Origin of the sequence: Pseudomonas koreensis (genome assembly GCF_036668835.1) — a bacterium.
GTDB lineage: Bacteria > Pseudomonadota > Gammaproteobacteria > Pseudomonadales > Pseudomonadaceae > Aquipseudomonas > Aquipseudomonas koreensis_I.
Map to the genome: position 1 here is coordinate 319,043 of NZ_JAZEVW010000005.1, position 17,617 is coordinate 336,659.

14 protein-coding genes are annotated in these 17,617 nt (G+C 60.8%); 5 read left to right on the forward strand and 9 right to left on the reverse strand.

The annotated features are described in order from the left end of the window. Window positions 1-27: 27 nt before the first annotated feature. The 5 genes from colR (at window position 28) to V6F91_RS17020 (ending at window position 3,753) form a co-directional block, all read left to right on the forward strand. Window positions 28-699 carry a response regulator transcription factor gene (colR, locus tag V6F91_RS17000; protein ID WP_208939945.1) on the forward strand — a complete coding sequence of 224 codons (672 nt, stop codon included), beginning with the start codon at window positions 28-30 and terminating at the stop codon, window positions 697-699. After that, a complete protein-coding gene (locus V6F91_RS17005; protein WP_332766365.1) occupies window positions 699-1,982 on the forward strand; it encodes a HAMP domain-containing sensor histidine kinase in 1,284 nt (427 codons plus the stop codon). The genes colR and V6F91_RS17005 overlap by 1 nt, the downstream gene beginning before the upstream one ends. A gap of 152 nt (window positions 1,983-2,134) precedes the next feature. After that, on the forward strand, window positions 2,135-2,803 hold the full coding sequence (locus tag V6F91_RS17010) for a class I SAM-dependent methyltransferase (protein WP_332766367.1): 669 nt from the start codon (window positions 2,135-2,137) through the stop codon (window positions 2,801-2,803). A gap of 3 nt (window positions 2,804-2,806) precedes the next feature. After that, entirely contained in the window at window positions 2,807-3,523 is a 717-nt protein-coding gene (locus V6F91_RS17015; RefSeq protein ID WP_332766369.1) for a lipopolysaccharide kinase InaA family protein, read from the forward strand. Window positions 3,524-3,525: 2 nt separating this feature from the next. Continuing rightward, complete coding sequence (locus V6F91_RS17020; protein ID WP_332766372.1) at window positions 3,526-3,753, forward strand: hypothetical protein; 228 nt, start codon at window positions 3,526-3,528, stop codon at window positions 3,751-3,753. A 179-nt stretch (window positions 3,754-3,932) separates the two neighbouring features. Here V6F91_RS17020 and V6F91_RS17025 read toward each other — a convergent pair whose 3' ends face one another. The 9 genes from V6F91_RS17025 to V6F91_RS17065 all read right to left on the reverse strand — a co-directional run bounded on the left by V6F91_RS17025 (window position 3,933) and on the right by V6F91_RS17065 (window position 17,522). After that, window positions 3,933-6,959 carry a multidrug efflux RND transporter permease subunit gene (locus V6F91_RS17025; protein WP_332766374.1) on the reverse strand — a complete coding sequence of 1,009 codons (3,027 nt, stop codon included), beginning with the start codon at window positions 6,957-6,959 and terminating at the stop codon, window positions 3,933-3,935. A gap of 13 nt (window positions 6,960-6,972) precedes the next feature. Further along, on the reverse strand, window positions 6,973-8,121 hold the full coding sequence (locus tag V6F91_RS17030; protein WP_332766375.1) for an efflux RND transporter periplasmic adaptor subunit: 1,149 nt from the start codon (window positions 8,119-8,121) through the stop codon (window positions 6,973-6,975). A gap of 156 nt (window positions 8,122-8,277) precedes the next feature. Beyond that, entirely contained in the window at window positions 8,278-9,378 is a 1,101-nt protein-coding gene (locus V6F91_RS17035; protein ID WP_332766376.1) for a DUF1513 domain-containing protein, read from the reverse strand. Window positions 9,379-9,392: 14 nt separating this feature from the next. Continuing rightward, window positions 9,393-10,457, reverse strand: a complete 1,065-nt coding sequence (locus V6F91_RS17040) for an imelysin family protein (protein ID WP_332766378.1) — start codon at window positions 10,455-10,457, stop codon at window positions 9,393-9,395. Window positions 10,458-10,485: 28 nt separating this feature from the next. Next, on the reverse strand, window positions 10,486-11,913 hold the full coding sequence (locus V6F91_RS17045; RefSeq protein WP_332766380.1) for a di-heme oxidoredictase family protein: 1,428 nt from the start codon (window positions 11,911-11,913) through the stop codon (window positions 10,486-10,488). Window positions 11,914-12,229: 316 nt separating this feature from the next. Next, window positions 12,230-13,582 (reverse strand): imelysin family protein, encoded by a 1,353-nt coding sequence (locus tag V6F91_RS17050; protein WP_332766382.1) that lies wholly within the window; start codon window positions 13,580-13,582, stop codon window positions 12,230-12,232. Between the two features lie 184 nt (window positions 13,583-13,766). Beyond that, window positions 13,767-15,818 (reverse strand): putative bifunctional diguanylate cyclase/phosphodiesterase, encoded by a 2,052-nt coding sequence (locus V6F91_RS17055; protein ID WP_090285796.1) that lies wholly within the window; start codon window positions 15,816-15,818, stop codon window positions 13,767-13,769. Between the two features lie 328 nt (window positions 15,819-16,146). After that, entirely contained in the window at window positions 16,147-16,743 is a 597-nt protein-coding gene (locus tag V6F91_RS17060; protein WP_093098823.1) for a superoxide dismutase, read from the reverse strand. 176 nt (window positions 16,744-16,919) lie between these two features. Then, window positions 16,920-17,522 (reverse strand): LysE/ArgO family amino acid transporter, encoded by a 603-nt coding sequence (locus V6F91_RS17065; protein WP_332766389.1) that lies wholly within the window; start codon window positions 17,520-17,522, stop codon window positions 16,920-16,922. Between the last annotated feature and the right edge of the window lie 95 nt (window positions 17,523-17,617).

Genomic DNA, 17,617 nt, shown 5'->3' on the forward strand with positions numbered 1-17,617 from the left:
CCGTAACCCCGTTCGGAGGAGGTGCCCATGCGAATTCTGTTGGTCGAAGACAACCGCGACATCCTGGCCAATCTGGCCGATTACCTGGGCCTCAAGGGCTACACCGTCGATTGCGCGCAGGACGGTCTGTCGGGCCTGCACCTGGCCGCCACCGAGCATTACGACCTGATCGTCCTCGACATCATGTTGCCGGGAATCGACGGCTATACCCTGTGCAAACGCCTGCGCGAAGATGCGCGTCGCGACACACCGGTGATCATGCTCACCGCGCGCGACCAACTGGACGACCGTTTGCAAGGCTTCAAGTCGGGTGCCGACGATTACCTGATCAAGCCTTTTGCCCTGTCCGAACTCGCGGCACGGGTCGAAGCCGTGATGCGTCGCGCTCAGGGAGGGGGCCGCCGCGCCTTGCAGGTCGCCGATCTGAACTATGACCTCGACACACTGGAAGTGACCCGTGAGGGCAAGCTGCTCAAGCTCAACCCGGTCGGCCTCAAGCTGCTGGCGGTGCTGATGCAGAAAAGTCCGCACGTGTTGCGTCGGGAAATTCTCGAAGAAGCACTGTGGGGCGATGACTGCCCGGACAGCGACAGTCTGCGCAGCCACGTTCACCAGTTGCGTCAGGTGATCGACAAGCCCTTCGCCAAGCCACTGCTGCATACCGTGCATGGGGTGGGTTACCGGTTGGCCGACGTGTAATGGAGTTCAAGCAAAGCCTTTCGCAGCGGATCATCATTGCCTTTGCCTTGATGAGCGCACTGGTGGCCGGCGCGTTTGCCATGGGCATCGTCGCGACCGTGCATCTGGTCGAGGAGAAACTGATTTCGGCGGGGCTGGGCGGCGACTTGCAGCGCTTGTTGCTGATGGACAATGTCTCGGACTGGAGCCACCGCCCCGAACCGGATCAGCTGTTCTATTTCAGCGGCGGGCCGGGCGATTTCGATCTGCCCAAGGATCTGCGCCATCTCGATGCCGGTTTTCATGAAGTGTTCCGCGAGCAGTTGTCGTATCACGCGATGGTCGAGATTGTCGACGGCCGCCGCTATGTACTGCTGCAGGATCAAAGCGATTTCGAAGAGCGCGAGCGCGTGCTGTTTGCCGTGGTGCTGGTGGGCTTCGTGCTCAGTCTGGCGCTGGCGGTGTTTCTCGGCTGGGTGCTGGCACGCAAGGTGATGGCGCCGGTGGTAAGGCTGGCGCGGCAGGTCCGTCATCGCGATCAGTTGCTCGGGCTGGCACCGCCGTTGGCACCGGATTATGCGGCGGATGAAGTCGGTGAACTGGCGGTGGCGTTCGATGCCACGCTGGGACGCTTGCGTCAGGCATTGACCCGCGAGCGCTTGTTCACCAGCGACGTCAGTCATGAGTTGCGTACGCCGTTGATGGTGCTGGCCAGTTCCTGCGAGTTATTGATGGAAAACCCGACGATCGACCAGCGTGGGCGCAATCAGGTCGAACGGATCGCCCGAGCCAGTCAGGAAATGCGCGAACTGGTGCAGACCTTCCTCATGCTCGCACGCTCCCAGCGCGAAGACGCCGGCTCGGCACCGCAGCAGAATCTTGCGCAGGTGGCCGATAGCCTGCTGTGCCTGTGGCGCGAGCCGATCGAAAGCAAAGGCCTGCAATTACAGTTCGAACCGGGAAATCCGCCGTCCACCAGCTACAACGCAACGCTGCTGACGGCGGTGATGGGCAACCTGCTGCGTAACGCGTGCCATTACACCGAGCACGGATTCATTCGCCTGACGCTCACCGCGAACGGCTTCTTGGTGGAGGATTCCGGCGTCGGTATTCCGGAAGAAAAGCGCGAAGCGATGTTCGAGCCGTTCGTGCGTGGCAGCGAGAAGCGTGGCGAGGGGCTTGGGCTGGGCCTGTCGCTGGTGCAACGCATCTGCGAAAACCAGGGGTGGACCGTCAGCTTGAGCACGATGCAACCCAATGGCTGCCGATTCGAAGTAGATCTTGGCGGTAATGCCAGCAAATAGTGGCTCGAGGCTACTCCCGCCTGCCTGTCTAAATCCTGTATAACGTTGTAATACTTTGCCGGTTTACCTGACATTTTTTTCACAATTGGATGACCTGACGCTGACAAGCCGCTGACTAAGGTGGCTTCATCAGACATTCAGGAGTCCAGATGATGTCCGGCCCGATCAAACTCGATTTTTCCGAAAAGTACGACGATCAACACGCACAGCGGTACCTGCGCAAGCACAAGGAAACCTTGGGCCGTCGCCTGTCGCATTGGCGCGATGAGCAGTTGGCGCGCAAGGCCTTGTCGCTGGCGGGCGATCCCGGTCTGGTGCTGGATTTGCCCTGCGGTGCCGGGCGTTTCTGGCCAATGCTCGCGGAAAAACCCAACCGGGTGATCATCGGCGCGGACAATTCCGAATCGATGATCAAAACGGCATTGCAGGGCCAGCCAGCCGACGTGGTCAAGCGCGTGCAGCCGCTGCACACCTCGGCGTTCGACATAGCCTTGCCGGACAACTCGGTCGACAGCATCTTCTGCATGCGTCTGCTGCACCACATCGGTGAGTCCGAGCACCGTCAGGCGATCCTGCGCGAATTCGAGCGCGTGAGCCGCGACAGCGTGATTGTTTCATTGTGGGTAGACGGCAATTTCAAGGCCTGGAAGCGCAAGCGCGCCGAGCTGGACCGGCCGAATCGTGATTACCAGAATCGTTTTCTGATTCCGGCGGCGACGATCGAGAAAGAATTTGAACAGGCCGGTTTCCGCATACAGGAACAACTGGACTTTATACCGCTCTATGCGATGTGGCGGGTTTACGTATTACGCAAGAGGTAAAGGATGGCAGTGCAAGCAGCAGTTGAAGCGAACGTCGCTTCGCAAGATGGTTTCGATTATTACTGGGCCCAGCGTGGCGAATGGGTTGAAGAACCCAACGTGCGCCGCGGTGGCGAAAGCGGTGTACAGCGCATCGTAGGCCGCGACGGCCAGTTGCTGTACGCAAAGCGCCAGACCGGACACATCTATCGCAGCTGGTTGCACCCGTTCGGTCGTCCGACCGTATTGCGTGAACTCGATGCGCTGACCGGCGTAAGCAAGCTTGGCGTGCGCGTGCCGCAAATCGTTTTTTGTGGTGCCCAGCCTGATCCGCAACACAAATGGCGCGCGCTGCTGGTGACCAAATCCCTGGACGGTTTCCAGGAACTGGAACACTGGCTGGCCGCTGCCGGGGGTCGTGATCAATGTGGCGACGTGGTCTTTGATCGCGTGCTCAAGGATCTGGCGGAAAACCTGGCGCGCATGCACAAGGGCCGTTGGCAGCACAGCTGCATCTACATCAAGCACGTATTCGTGCGGGTGACCGGTGAAGGCGAGTCGGCCAAGGTCGAAGTGGCACTGATCGATCTGGAAAAATGCCGCCAGCGCCTGACCGCCTATCGCGCCGCGCAGCACGACATGAAGCAACTGCGGCGCCATTCGTCGTTCCGCGATGCCGACTGGAAAAAACTCGTCTATTTTTATGAGACGGCGTTTGGCAGCGCTATCAAAGGTTTATAGCGATGAAACTCGAAATTGCACGAGGTTTGTTTCTGGTTGGAGCCTTGGCAGTCGCTTCATTGGCGGTGGCTGCCTGGGAGCAGCCACGCATGCAGGTCATCGGAGCGTCCACGACGGACGCTCATTGCACACTGCCACGGGTGGCGAAAGCCTCCGTGGCGACCCAGCCCGATCATGACTTGCTGTTGTTCATGTTCGGGCTTTCTCAAGGGATGAGGCCACAAAGTTGAACCGATTGAAGCCCACGTAAAAGGCCTCGCAGATGCGAGGCCTTTTTTTTGCCGAAAATTGATGAAGACATGCGAACCCCTGTGGGAGCGAGCCTGCTCGCGAATGCGGTGGCTCAGTCGCATTGATGGCGACTGACACACCTTCGCGAGCAAGCTCGCTCCCACCGGGGAGATGGGTGCTACTTGGGATCGGGTTTCGCCAGCAGGGTATAAACGCACGGCAACACGAACAATGTGAACAGCGTGCCAATCGACATCCCCGTCGCAATCACCATGCCGATATCGAAGCGGCTGACCGCCCCCGCGCCCGTCGCCAGGATCAGCGGCACCATGCCGAACACCATCGCCGCCGTCGTCATCAGCACCGGGCGCAAGCGAATCGCCGCGGCTTCTTCAACCGCTTCGCGCGCTGTCAGGCCTTTGTCCTTGCGCAACTGGTTGGCGAACTCGACGATCAGGATCCCGTGCTTGCTGATCAGGCCGATCAGCGTCACCAGCCCGACCTGGGTGTAGATGTTCATGCTCGACCAGCCGAGGAACAGCGGAATCAGCGCCCCGCAGATCGACAGCGGCACCGTTACCAGAATCACCAACGGATCGCGGAAACTCTCGAATTGTGCCGCCAGCACCAGAAAGATGATCGCCAGCGCCAAGGCAAAGGTGACCCACAAGGCGCTGCCTTCCTGAACGAACTGCCGGGAAGCCCCGCCATAGTCAAAGGCAAACCCGGCGGGCGCTTCTTCGCGCGCGATCTGCAGAACGGTGTCGATGGCTTCACCCATGCTGACCAGCGGGAAACCGGAAATCTTCGCCGCGTTGAGTTGCTGGAACTGGTTGAGCTGACGTGGCCGCGCGCGGTCGCTGACCTTGATCAGGGTCGACAGCGGCAGCAGTTCGCCTTGGGTGTTTTTCACGTAGTAGTTGTTCAGCCAGTCCGGGTTGTCGCGGTAAGGCCGTTCGACCTGCGCGATCACCTTGTAGCTGCGCCCCTCGATGGTGAAACGGTTGATCTCCGCCTCGCCCAGCAATGTCGCCAGCGTGCCGCCAAGGTCCTGCATCGACACGCCCATCTGCGCCGCCTTGGCGCGATCGATATCAACCACCACTTCCGGTTTGTCGAACGCCAGATCAAGGTCGACGAAGGCAAACTTGCCCGACTCCATCGCGCGTTTCTTGATTCGATCAGCGACTTGCAGCAGCAGCTCGTAATCGTTGGCGGTGTTGACCACGAACTCGAACGGCAACCCTTCGCCGGTGCCGGGCAGGGAGGGCAGGTTGAAGCCGAAGATCTGCAACCCCGGAATGCTTTCAAGTTTGCCCTGCACCTCGGGCAGGATTTCCATCTGCGTGCGGCTGCGCTCGTTCCACGGTTTCAGCAGGAAGCCGCCAATCCCCGCCTGCACACCGTTGTAGCCGTTAATCTGGAACGAGGAGTAGTACTCGGGGAATTCCTTGAAGATCGTGATGAATTCGTCGGTGTAGGTGCTCAGGTAATCGAGGTTGGTCGGCTGCGGCGCACTGGCCATCATGAAAATGATGCCCTGGTCTTCATCCGGGGCCAGTTCCGACTTGGTGAACTTCAGGAACACGGGAATCAGGCACAGCACGATCACCGCAAACACCAACACCACTGGCCGCGTGTTCAGCGTGCCATGCAGCATGCTCTGATAGCGACGTTTGAGGCTGTCAAAGACCCGGTCGAGACGATGTGCCAGGCCGCTGGGGTTCTGGTCATGCCGCAGCAGGAACGCGCACATCATCGGCGACAGCGTCAGGGCAACGACCCCGGAAATCACCACTGCACCGGCCAGAGTCAGGGCGAACTCCTTGAACAGCGCGCCGGTCAGCCCGGTGAGAAAACCGATCGGCGCATAGACCGCCGCCAGGGTGATGGTCATTGACACCACCGGCATGGCGATTTCGCGGGCGCCTTCCAGCGCGGCGTCGAACGGTGTCTTGCCTTCTTCGATGTGGCGATGGATGTTTTCCACCACGACAATTGCATCGTCGACCACCAGACCGATGGCGAGGACCATTGCCAGCAGCGTCAGCAGATTCATCGAATAACCCATCATCTGCATGAAGAACATCACGCCGATCATCGACAGCGGAATGGTCACCACCGGGATCACCACCGAACGCAGCGCACCGAGGAACAGGAACACCACGACGATGACGATCAACACCGCTTCGAACAGGGTTTTCACCACTTCGTCGATCGAGGCCTGAATGAACAGCGTGGCGTCGTAGGCGATTTCGCTTTTCAGGTTCGGCGGCAGCTGTGCTTCGAGTTCCGGCATCAGCTTGCGCACTTCCTTGATCACGTCCAGCGGGTTGGCGCCCGGTGTGGCCTTGATGCCGATGTACACCGATGGCGTGCCGCCGAACGAGCTGATGGAGTCGTAGTTTTCCGCGCCCATCTCGACCCGCGCGACATCGCTGAGCAGCACGCGACTGTCGCCTTCGACCTTGAGCGGAATCGCTGCGAAGGCTTCGGCGGACTTCAGCTCGGTGTTGGCGTTGATGCTGGTGACCGTGTACTCGCCTTTCACTTCCCCGGCCGCGGAGAGAAAGTTGTACTGGCGCACCGCGTTGGTGACGTCGGCGGCGCTGAGACCAAAACCGGCGAGTTTCACCGGGTCGAGCCACAGACGCATGGCGAACACCTGGTTGCCGAGGATCTCCGCTTCGGCCATGCCCGGCAGCGTCGCCAGTTTTGGCTGGATCACCCGTGACAGGTAGTCGGTGATCTGCGGGTTGCTCAGGTCCTTGCTGAAGAAGCTGATGTACATCAGCGCCGAGGCGTCGGCGGATTCCTTGCTCAACACCGGGTCTTCGGCGTCCTGCGGCAGCTTGTTTTTTACCTCGTTGGCCTTGGCCAGCAACTCGGTGAACAGGCGGTCGGTGTTGGCGCCGATCCGCGCATAGATGGAAATCACCGAGAAGTTCTGGCGACTGACCGAGGTCATGTAGTCGATGCCCTCGGCACTCGCCAGACTTTGCTGCATCGGCTGGGTGATGTAGCCCTGAATGGTTTCGGCATTGGCCCCGGGATACGCAGTGGTCACCGTGATCAGCGCGTTTTCCATTTGCGGGTACTGGCGCAGCGGCAGCTTGCTCCAGGCCTGGAAGCCGAGCAGCACAATCAACAGGCTGACCACGGTGGCGAGCACCGGGCGGCGGATGAACGGGTCGGTAAAAGCCATGGGGATTCCTTGATCAGTCGGCGCGAGGCGGACTGTTCTGCTCGCCGAGGGTCTTGTCGTCGCTGATGGCGATGTGTGCACCGTTGTCCAGTTTGATCTGGCCGGCCGTCACCACTTGTTCGCCGCTCTGCACGCCCTTGTTGATCATCACCAGGCCATCGCGGCGCTCACCGGTTTCGATGAAACGGCGTTCGGCGATCAGCACCGGTTGGCCTTTGTCGTCTTTTTCGACGCTGCCGTCCTCGGCTTTCTTCTGCCCGACCACGTACACCGAGTTGCCGTAGAGGGTGTAGGTGATCGCGCTCTCCGGCACCACGATGTGCTTTTGCGGCTCCGGCAGGAGCACGTCGAGGCTGGCGAACATGCCCGGCAGCAGCTTGCCATCGGGATTGTCCAGGGTCGCGCGGACCAGAATGTTGCGCGTGCTGCTTTCGACGATCGGGTTGATCGCGCTGATCTTGCCGGCGAAGTTCTGCTTCGGGTAGGCGGCGACGGCGATCTGGACCGGTTGACCGATGGCCAGTTTCGGCACCGATTGTTCAGGCAGGTAGAAGTCGGCGTAGAGACTGCTCAGATCCTGCAGTGTGGCGATCTTGGTGCCGCTGGCGAGGTAGTCACCGACGTCGACCTGACGGATGCCGATGGTGCCGCTGAACGGCGCAAGGATGCGTTTTTTCGCCAGCGAAGCGTTGAGCTGATTGACCGTGGCCTTGTTCTTTTGCAGCACGGCGGAGAGGCGGTCGTACTCGCCTTTGGAGATCGCGCGGCTGTCGACCAGTTGGCTGCCGCGGCCGAAATCCAGTTGTGCCAGGCCGAGATCGGCCCTGGCGGTTTCCAGCAGCGCGGTTTCGACGGCGCTGTCGAGTTGCAGCAGCGGCTGCCCGGCCTTGACCTTCTGTCCCGATTCGAACTTGAGTTCGGTCACCGTGCCAGCCACTTCCAGGCTCAGCTCGACACCTTGCAACGCCTTGAGCGTGCCGACGGTTGGCAGGCGCATCTGCCACGGCTGTTCGCTGGCCCTGGCCACGGCGACGCTGATCGGCGGCTTCGGCTTGGAGAAGCCCTGGATCATCGTGTAGATCGAAAAGGCTTTGTAGCCGCCCAGCACCAGGACGATCAGCAAAACAACACCCAACATGATCAGCATGCGGCGACGCAGCATATTTCCAGTTCCTTGGATAAATCAGGTGAGACAGGCGGGCACATTACTCCGAGTACAAGGGGTATTCCAACTGGCAGTTATTACAGGTGATGAAAAGGGCGAGGAGGATTGAATCCCGCTCGCCCTTGAGGTTGTATCGGCACTGCCGCGTCTGGCTCAGGCCATCAGATGCAGATGGTTGTCCCAGAGCCCTGCGGGCAATTCCAGCGGTTTGGCCAGCAACTCCGCCTGACGGCAATCGTAATAACGGCAGCGCCCTTGCCCTGAGGTCACGACAAAACCGTCCTGCACCGCACCGACGCCGGCGCAATCGGGCAGCGGTGCATCGAGGCGCACTGCGCCGCTGTCCAGATCCCAGATGAAGAAACGGTTGCCGCGCGGCGCGGTCAGCGCAACGAGCCGCAACTCGCTGTGCACCGCGACGCTGGCGGTGTAATGCCCCATCGCCTGCAACTGCTGCTCGGGCACCGGAAACGCCGTGAACGGCTGCCCCGGACGCTTGATCGCCAACAGCTCCGAACGCTCATGGGAGGGACCCATGAATTGCTGGCCGGCGACGATGGTGCCGTCACTGGCGATGCCCAGGTGGCGCACGCTGTTCATCTGCTGGGCGAGGGTTTCCTTGCTCAGCAAGGTGCCGTCGCGCTGCATCAGCACCAGGCTCGGCTCCATGGCGTTGAGGTTCATGTCGACGCGGCTTTCCGCTTCGGTACGTATTCCGCCGTTGGCCACTACCAGCGTCTCGCCATCGGGCATCCATGACACCTGATGCGGGCCGAGACCGTGGGTGGAAATTTCGCCGTTGTGCACCAGCTGCGCGCCTTCGAACTTGTACACACCGAGCAAGCCGCGACCGGGATCAGTCGTGTCGTTCTCGGTGGCGTACAGGTATTCGCCGTCCTTGTGCACCACGGCGTGGCCGTAGAAATGCCGGTTCGGCTGGGAGGGCACGGTTTGCAGCAAGCTGCCGTCGCGCAGGTCGATCAGATAACTCTCGGTACCCGGGCGCCGGGCCACGAACAACGCGATCGGCTGCGTCGGGTGGTTGATGATGTCGTGGCAGCGCTGGCCGACCTGCGTGGCGAACACTCGCGTACCGTCGAGCCGATAACCGACGGCGTAGTGCCTGCCGTCGGTGTCGTCGCGCGCCGACAACAGCAGCGGGCTCTGATCCTTGCGTTTGAACAGCGTCCAGCCGCCCAGCGTCACTGCTCCCAGCAGCACACTACCTAAAGTCAGAGCCTGGCGTCGCAGCATGGCACTTGCCCTCATCAGTCACCGTCGTTGGCGTTGAAGCCCAGTTGAATGCCCAGCGCCTTGGCCAGTTCGCCTTCATGCAGGCGATGGACGACGTTGAGGCTGTCGTAGATATCGTTCAATTGCTGGCGACCGGCGTCGTCTTCAAGCATTTCGCCGAGCGAGCGCTGTGTGCTGTCGAACAGTTTCAGCGAGGCGGCGTAGGCGGCGTCGATCTTGTCGGCCAATGGCTTCTGCTCGGCTGGCAACAGACCGCGCAGGCCTTTGTTGTCGACACCTTCCCAGACGGTTTTGGCCGCTGCAAGGCTGGCTTCCAGTGCGGTCAGCGACGACTGGCTGCGCCAGGCATCAGCCTGGAAGGGTTGCGGCACACCTTTGCTCTGGCGGCCCATCGGCGTGCCGAGCTTTTTCTTCAGGGTATCCAGTGCGGTGACCTGCACGCGCAGCAGATCGGCGATTGCTTCGTGGGAGTCGGCATAACGCTGATTCGGGAATTTGCTCATCTGCGCGAGCATGCCGTCGGTGGTGTTCCAACCCTGCAGAATCTCTTCAGCCAATTGCTTCTGGCGTTCGCCAATGGCGATCAGCAGCGGGCAGTATTTGGCTTTCTGCTCGGCATTGGCCACGTCAGGCTTGGCATCGAAGAGGATGTATTCGTAGGCCGACAGGCCCTGAACCACCACACTCGACTTGGCCAGTGCCGCGGCATCGATCTGTGGCTGGGCGACGACCAGTTGCTCGACCTGACGGCCGACGAGGTTTTTCTTGTCCGGCCAGAACTGCACCTGCCATGAACGATTGCCCTCGGCCAGCGGACCGATCAGCAATGGTTGCAGCTCGGCCCAGGCCTTTTGCGCGTGAAGGAAGTCGGCGCGCGCGGTTTCCAGGGTTTCCTTGCCCTGGCAGTAGGCGAGGGCGCTAACCGCCAGTTGCTTGTCGGCTTCGACCCAGCGGGTGTAGGTCGGCAGGATCACCGATTTGGCGATGGCCGCCGAGGTGACTGCTTGCGGGTCCTGCGGCGAGCAGGCGCCGAGGGCGAGCGCGGCAAGGCTGGTGAACAGTAGCTTGGGACGGAACATGTCGGGCTCCCGATTCTTTCTTCAGTATTTAAAGTGAGTTCAAAAATGCCAGCAACGCAGCACGCTGCTCGGCATTGAAAGACAAAACCTGTTGCTGCGCGGCTTGCGCTTCGCCGCCATGCCAGAGCACGGCTTCAAGCAGATTGCGCGCGCGGCCGTCATGCAAGAACTGGGTGTGACCGCTGACCGCTTGCGTCAGGCCGATGCCCCACAACGGCGGCGTGCGCCAGTCGCGGCCGGAGGCCTGGAATTCGGTGCGATTGTCCGCCAGACCGTCGCCCATGTCGTGCAGCAGCAGATCGCTGTACGGGCGAATCAGCTGATTGGCCAGTTCCGGTTCGGCGGCGTTGGCGGCGGTAGTGTATTTCGGCGTATGGCACGACTGGCAACCCGCCTGGAAAAACAGGTTCTTGCCCGCCAGCACCTCGGCATCGTTGACGCCACGGCGCGCTGGCACTGCGAGATTGCGGCTGTAGAACAGCACCAGCCGCAGAATGTTGTCGCTGACTTCCGGTTCGCCATCCGGGCCTTTGCCGTTCGGTGCCTGCTTGCAGGCGGTTTGCGCCTCGGTGCAATCGTCGAACGGGCGCAGGCTGGTGGTCAGGCCCATATCACCAGAAAACGCGTGAACATTTTGTTGATTGAGGTTCGGTTGCCCGGCTTTCCAGCCAAAACGGCCGATGACGGTCTTCTGCAGTTCATCGTCCCAGACCCGGTTCGGCCTGCCCTTGATGCCTCGGTTGTCTTTGGCTTGTGTGGCGGCGTTGGCGAGAATCGCCTCTTCGGGGATCGCTTCAAGCAGACCCAGGCCAATCATCGGCGGCGCTACTCGCGCAGAGAGTCGTGTGTCCGGGTGCATCGGCCCGTAGCCCAGTTGCGTAATCTGCAGGACCGGCTTACGCAGCTCGACCTCAGTGCCATCCGCGAACCGCACCGGCACCGGCGTGTAGTCGACGCGTACCTTGCCTTCCGGCGCAACGCCGGGCACGGCCATGTCCTGGAATTGACCGCCATAGACCGGTTCAGGCACGACGCCAAGTTGCTCGATGACTCTGGCGTAGGGCGGCGCATCGGGAATCGACAGCCTGACCAGCATCGACACTGCATTGGTTGCGTCCGGCGCCGGTGGATGACCGCGACCGTCTTTGATGTGGCAGTTCTGGCAAGCGTTGGTATTGAACAGCGGGCCGAGGCCGTCGCGCGCGGTGGTGGTTGACGGCGCGATCACCCACGGGCTGCGAAAGAAGCTGTTGCCAACGCTGAAATCCACCCGTCGCGAGGGTGGGAGGTTGGCCGACGGCAGGGAAAACGCGTTCTGATCACTCTTGCGCACCGTCGCCGCGCCACCCGAACGCGCCTCACCGGGCTCGGCCTGGGTGAAACGCGGGGCGTCATCGCAGGCACTCAGGCCCAGGGCCAGCAACAGTGCGGACAAGCGAAGAGGCAGCGAGGGCATCAGACATCCTGCAGACGGGCGAAAACAAAGGCGCAAAGTCTAACAGGGCCGGGGAGTTTGAATAAGAGGAATTATCGTTTGCTTGATACAGCGCAAGCCGGAAAGCGCACGCGCCCCCCTGTAGGAGTGAGCCTGCTCGCGATAGCGGTGGATCAGTCACCCATTCATCAACTGACAGTCCGCTATCGCGAGCAGGCTCACTCCTACAGGGGACAGTGAACAGCAGACATTTAGCGGTGATCCCGCAGGGCAGGTTTCGGGCAGGTATGAAAAAGGCGACCCCGAAGGTCGCCTTTCTTTGGTTCGGACGCAGTGATCAGAACTCGTGATCGGCGTTGTCCGGGTTCAGGTCGCTGATGCCCAGTTTGCCGGCAGCGGCTTCGATCGAACCGGTCTGCTTGACCAGCGCGGCGATCGCGTCACGAACGATCTGGTTACCCGCCGTGTTGCCAGCCGCGATCAACTGGTCGTAGTGCTCACCCTTGTTGGCGTGATCGACCATGACCTGGATTTTGGCTTCGGTTGCGGCCAGATCGGCTTTCAGTGCGGTGTCGGCAGCCGGATCAGCCTTGGCCACCAGCGACGACAGGCTCGCGCCGGTCATCTTGGTGCCGTCGACGCGGGTGTACTCGCCCAGGTAAACGTTACGCACGCCTTTGGCATCGTAGAAATGCGAGTAGTGGGTGTTGTCGCTGAAGCAATCCTGCTCGTCTTCCGGGGAGTTGGCTTCCAGGGAAACCTTCATGCGCTCGCCCGCCAGTTCGCCAAGAGACAGGCTGCCCATGCCGAACAACATTTTGCGCAGACCGGATTCACCCGGCTCGGCTTCCAGCGTGGCGCGGTAGTTGTCGGCCACGTTCGGCTTCCAGTTGCCGACCATTTCTTCCAGGTCGCTGACCAGCAGCTCGGTCACGGCTTTCAGGTAGGCACGGCGACGATCGTTGTGACCGCCGGTGGCGCCGGCGCCTTCCAGGTAATCGGAGGCCGGACGGTTGCCAGCGCCTGGGCCGGTACCGTTGAGGTCCTGGCCCCAGAGCAGGAATTCGATGGCGTGGTAGCCGGTGGCGACGTTGGCCTCGGAACCGCCCAGCTCGTTGAGGCTGGCGAGTTTCTCGGCGGTGATGTCCTTGACGTCGACCTTGTCTTCGCCAACCTGAACTTCAGTGTTGGCAATAATATTGGCGGTGGCGCCCGGGTTACCCAGCGCGTGCTCGTAGGATTTGTCGACGTAGTCGATCAGACCTTCGTCCAGCGGCCAGGCGTTAACCTGACCTTCCCAATCGTCAATGATGGTGTTGCCGAAGCGGAACACTTCACTTTGCAGGTACGGAACGCGCGCGGCGACCCAGGCAGCCTTGGCGGCTTTGAGGGTGTCGGCGTTCGGCTTGGCGAGGAACGCGTCGATGGCGGTCTGCAAGGTTTTCGCAGTGGATTCGGCATCGCTGTAGACGGCGAAGACCATGTCGGCGTAGTGCGCGACCACAGCCTTGGCGGCGGCATCGTCGACTTTACCGGCAGCAGGCGCAGGCGTAGCGGCAGGGGCTGGAGCAGCGCTGCTGGAAGCCGGCGTCATTTCGGAGGCTTTTTCTTTGTCCTTGCCTTCGCCGCAACCGGCGAGGGAAATAGCGATGGCCAGCAGACTGGCGGTAGCCAGAGGCATACGAATCATGGCGAACATCCTGCTTCGGTAGTTGAGTGGACTGGCGCCGAGGGCGCGCAAAACTGCGACATAATGCAAATCTTTCGCATTATGTGTAAAGGGTTGTGGCTGGAAATATTTCTTGTTTACCACATGGACGCGCGGGACCAAGCGCACAAGCCCGAATGGCAGGAGGCGCCGCGTTCACGGCGTTTCAGAGAATGGCGGCGTTGCTGCGTTGCGCCTGCTTGAGATAAGCGCTCAACTCACGGGCCGGCAGCGGTTTGCTGTAGTGATAACCCTGACCCTCGTGGCAGCCTTCGGAGATGATGTAGGTCTCCTGCTCGGCGGTTTCCACGCCCTCGGCGATCACCTGCATACCGAGGCTCTTGCCCAACTGGATGATCGCGCGAACGATGGTCGCATCGTCGTCGTCATCGAGCAGGTCCTGGACGAAGCTCTTGTCGATCTTGATCTTGTCCAGCGGCAGGCTTTTCAGATAGCTCAGCGATGAATAACCGGTGCCGAAGTCGTCGATGGCAATCAACGCCCCGGAGCGGCGCAGGCTGAGCAAGTGCTGCGCAGCGGTGCTGATGTCTTCCATCAGGCCGGTTTCGGTGACTTCCAGTTCCAGACTGCGCGGCGGCAAGCGGTACATCTGCAGCAGGTTGTTGACCACCCGTGGCAGCTCGGCGTGGTGTAACTGGACCGTTGACAGATTGACCGCCATGCGCAGATCGGCAAAACCCTGATCGTGCCAGTCGCGCAGCTGCTTGCAGGCCTGATCCAGCACCCACTCGCCGATAGCGATGATCGTGCCGTTCTGCTCGGCCAGCGGAATGAACAGGTCCGGCGGCACCAGACCGTGTTCCGGATGCTGCCAGCGAATCAACGCTTCGACCCCGACCACGCGGTGGTCGCGGTAGCTGATCTGCGGCTGATAGACGAGGTAGAACTGATCGCGGATCAGCGCATCGCGCAGGTCTTTTTCCAGCTCGCGGCGGCGACGCATCTCGCTGTCGACACTGGCGATGTAGAACTGGTAGCGGTTGCGCGAGCGAGTCTTGGCCAGGGTCATGGTTTGCTCGGCTTTCTGCAACAGCTTCTCGGTGCTGTCGCCATCCTCAGGAAACAGAGTGATGCCGATGGTTGCACGCAGGCGGATCTCCTGGTGGTCAAGGGCGAATGGCGCCTCCAGATCGTCGAGGATGCTTTGCGCCAGTTCCGCCGCTTCGTAAGGCTGTTCGATATCGGCCTGGACCAGCGCGAACTGGTCGCCGCCAAGGCGGGCGAGGGCGCCGAGGCGACCACTGTGGGCGCGCAAACGGTCGGCCAGGGCCAGCAGCAATTGGTCGCCGGTCTGGTAGCTGAACTGCTCGTTGATGCCTTTGAAATCATCCAGCCCCACGCACAACACCGCGACGCGGCGTTGCAGCTTGCCGGCGTCGACCAGAATCTTGTCCAGTTGCTGCTGCAACTGCTGGCGGTTCGGCAGGCCAGTGAGGAAATCGTACTGGGCCATGCGCAGCAGGCTGTTTTCCGCTTCGTGGCGCAGATGGGTGTTGCGTTCGATCGATTCCAGCAACTGGTTGGCGGTGTTGATCCACACGCCCAACTCGTTTTTCTCGTGGCCCTTGAGCTGCGGGATCTTGTGTTCGCTGGGGCGATCCGGGTTGATCTCGGTAAGGTGCTCGATGATCCGCGACAGCGGTTTGGTCAGCAGCCAGTGATAAACCAGATACAGCACCAGGCCCATGGCCAGCGCCCGCAAGACCCCGGATATGAAGATGATCACCGAACTGACGAGAAAACCTTCGCCATAGGTGGCGGTGTCGAGGGTAATGCTCAGGTCGCCGTAGTACTCGCTGTACGGCCCGCGCCCGACCAATTGGGTGGTGAAGGTGCGTTCCTGCCCCAGGATCAGGTCGGTCAGCCAGCGGCTGTTGGAATGCTGCAGCTCGCGGGATTTCTGCGCGAGCATGGCTTCATTGGGATGGCCGATCGACGCCTGACGCACGGCATCGTCCTGGAACAGGCCTTCGATTACCTGCATGCCCATTTCCCGGTCCAGGCTGTACACGGCCTGAGTCGACGGGTCGCGGAACATGTCGAGGATGCGCTCGGCGTCGCCGGCCACCGCCTGACGGGTCTTGTAGGCATCGAAGACGATTTGCGCACAGCTCAAGACCACGCCGACGATCAATGCCGACAGGAGCACGACCCGGAGCAACTTCACCGACAAGCTGTTCTTGAGTTCCAGCTTCAAAGGGGTATTCCTTGTTCCGTGCGGGTAGCGTCAAGTTGCCATGAGTATTGGCAATCCCGGGGTGGCAGTCAAAGGGACAATCGGGCTCAGAGCGATTCGCCTGCGTCTTGGCCGCAATGCTGCCAATTGGAGTATTAGCTCTGAATTAACTGTGTCGGTAGCGGCTGCCCTCAACTTGAGCCTGCACATGATATTTTTTGCGCTCTGTGATGGTAGCTTCCCGTGCGCTTCCGACAAACGGCACGAAGCTGTTTCCAACGTGAGAAAAACGCCATCCGCGAACATAAAAAAACCCGGCAATAGCCGGGTTTCTTGTCTGGCGTGCGGCTTAAGCGGTGAAGGCTTTGCCTTCGAACTGCTCGGCCACGAACTTCCAGTTAACCAGGTTCCAGAACGCTTCTACGTACTTCGGACGCACGTTGCGGTAGTCGATGTAGTAAGCGTGTTCCCAGACGTCGCAGGTCAGCAGCGGGGTGTCGCCGCTGGTGATCGGGTTGCCGGCGCCGATGGTGCTGGCCAGCGCCAGGGAACCGTCAGCCTTTTTCACCAGCCAGCCCCAGCCGGAACCGAAGGTGCCGATCGAGGTTTTGCTGAATTCTTCCTTGAACTTGTCGAACGAACCGAAGGCTGCATTGATCGCTTCAGCCAGCGCGCCGGTGGGTTGACCGCCGGCGTTTGGCGCCAGGCAGTTCCAGTAGAAAGTGTGGTTCCAGACCTGAGCGGCGTTGTTGAAGATACCGCCCGAGGAAGTCTTGACGATTTCTTCCAGGGTCTTGCCTTCGAACTCGGTGCCTGGCACCAGGTTGTTCAGGTTCACGACATAGGTGTTGTGGTGCTTGTCGTGGTGGTATTCCAGGGTTTCCTTGGAAATGTGCGGCTGCAGTGCATCGTGTGCGTAAGGCAGCGGCGGCAATTCGAAAGCCATGATGATTCTCCTAATCAGGTCTGTTGCGGTGAGCGCAAGGCCGATCACGGGCGGCCAGAAATGCACCGGCGAGTTTTTACTCTTTGCGGCGCAGGGTCTGGATCATAGCACCGGGGTTGCGGCATAACCACGCAACAACTGTGTGGGATAGAGGTTCCAGAGCCGTTTGGAATAAATCAGCTCGCGATAATCAACTGCCCGGCCACCGTGAACATCATCAGCGCGACCACCAGATCGAGAATCCGCCAGGTACTCGGCCGAGCCAGCCACGGTGCCAGCCGTGCCGCGCCCAGGGCCAGGGTGAAAAACCACAGCAGCGAAGCACTTGCCGCGCCCACCACATAAGCCCCCGGCACCGATTGCTGGGCGCCGAGTGAGCCGATCAGCAATACGGTATCCAGATAAACGTGCGGATTGAGCAGGGTCACCGCAAGCGCACTGAGCATGACCGCGCGCAGCGAACGTACGGTCTGGTTTGCGCCTTGCTCCAGGCTTTGCTTCGAACAGGCCCGGCGCAACGCCTGGCTGCCATACCAGATCAGAAACGTCGCGCCGCCCCAGCGGGCGATCCCCAGCAGCGTCGGGTTCTGCGCCAGAATCGTCGCCAGGCCGAACACCCCGGCCGCCACCAGCAGTGCATCGCACACCACGCACAGCGCGGCGACCGGCAAGTGATGTTCACGGCGCAGGCTCTGCGCCAATACAAAGGCGTTTTGCGTACCGATCGCCATGATCAGCCCGAGGGCCACCAACAGGCCGTTAACATAGCTTTGCCACATGAAATGTACTCCGCGTCATAAAGTGCTTGCTGGCCATTCTCCGGTCGGACGGGGTATAAGAAAAACCAATATTGCTGATCGCTCATTAGGAAAAC

What these genes read in the sequence shown, in the direction of transcription:
- colR (WP_208939945.1), top strand. Translation starts at nt 28, where the DNA reads ATGCGAATTCTGTTGGTCGAAGACAACCGCGACATCCTGGCCAATCTG.
- V6F91_RS17005 (WP_332766365.1), top strand. Translation starts at nt 699, where the DNA reads ATGGAGTTCAAGCAAAGCCTTTCGCAGCGGATCATCATTGCCTTTGCC.
- V6F91_RS17010 (WP_332766367.1), top strand. Translation starts at nt 2,135, where the DNA reads ATGTCCGGCCCGATCAAACTCGATTTTTCCGAAAAGTACGACGATCAA.
- V6F91_RS17015 (WP_332766369.1), top strand. Translation starts at nt 2,807, where the DNA reads ATGGCAGTGCAAGCAGCAGTTGAAGCGAACGTCGCTTCGCAAGATGGT.
- V6F91_RS17020 (WP_332766372.1), top strand. Translation starts at nt 3,526, where the DNA reads ATGAAACTCGAAATTGCACGAGGTTTGTTTCTGGTTGGAGCCTTGGCA.
- V6F91_RS17025 (WP_332766374.1), bottom strand. Translation starts at nt 6,959, where the DNA reads ATGGCTTTTACCGACCCGTTCATCCGCCGCCCGGTGCTCGCCACCGTG.
- V6F91_RS17030 (WP_332766375.1), bottom strand. Translation starts at nt 8,121, where the DNA reads ATGCTGCGTCGCCGCATGCTGATCATGTTGGGTGTTGTTTTGCTGATC.
- V6F91_RS17035 (WP_332766376.1), bottom strand. Translation starts at nt 9,378, where the DNA reads ATGCTGCGACGCCAGGCTCTGACTTTAGGTAGTGTGCTGCTGGGAGCA.
- V6F91_RS17040 (WP_332766378.1), bottom strand. Translation starts at nt 10,457, where the DNA reads ATGTTCCGTCCCAAGCTACTGTTCACCAGCCTTGCCGCGCTCGCCCTC.
- V6F91_RS17045 (WP_332766380.1), bottom strand. Translation starts at nt 11,913, where the DNA reads ATGCCCTCGCTGCCTCTTCGCTTGTCCGCACTGTTGCTGGCCCTGGGC.
- V6F91_RS17050 (WP_332766382.1), bottom strand. Translation starts at nt 13,582, where the DNA reads ATGATTCGTATGCCTCTGGCTACCGCCAGTCTGCTGGCCATCGCTATT.
- V6F91_RS17060 (WP_093098823.1), bottom strand. Translation starts at nt 16,743, where the DNA reads ATGGCTTTCGAATTGCCGCCGCTGCCTTACGCACACGATGCACTGCAG.
- V6F91_RS17065 (WP_332766389.1), bottom strand. Translation starts at nt 17,522, where the DNA reads ATGTGGCAAAGCTATGTTAACGGCCTGTTGGTGGCCCTCGGGCTGATC.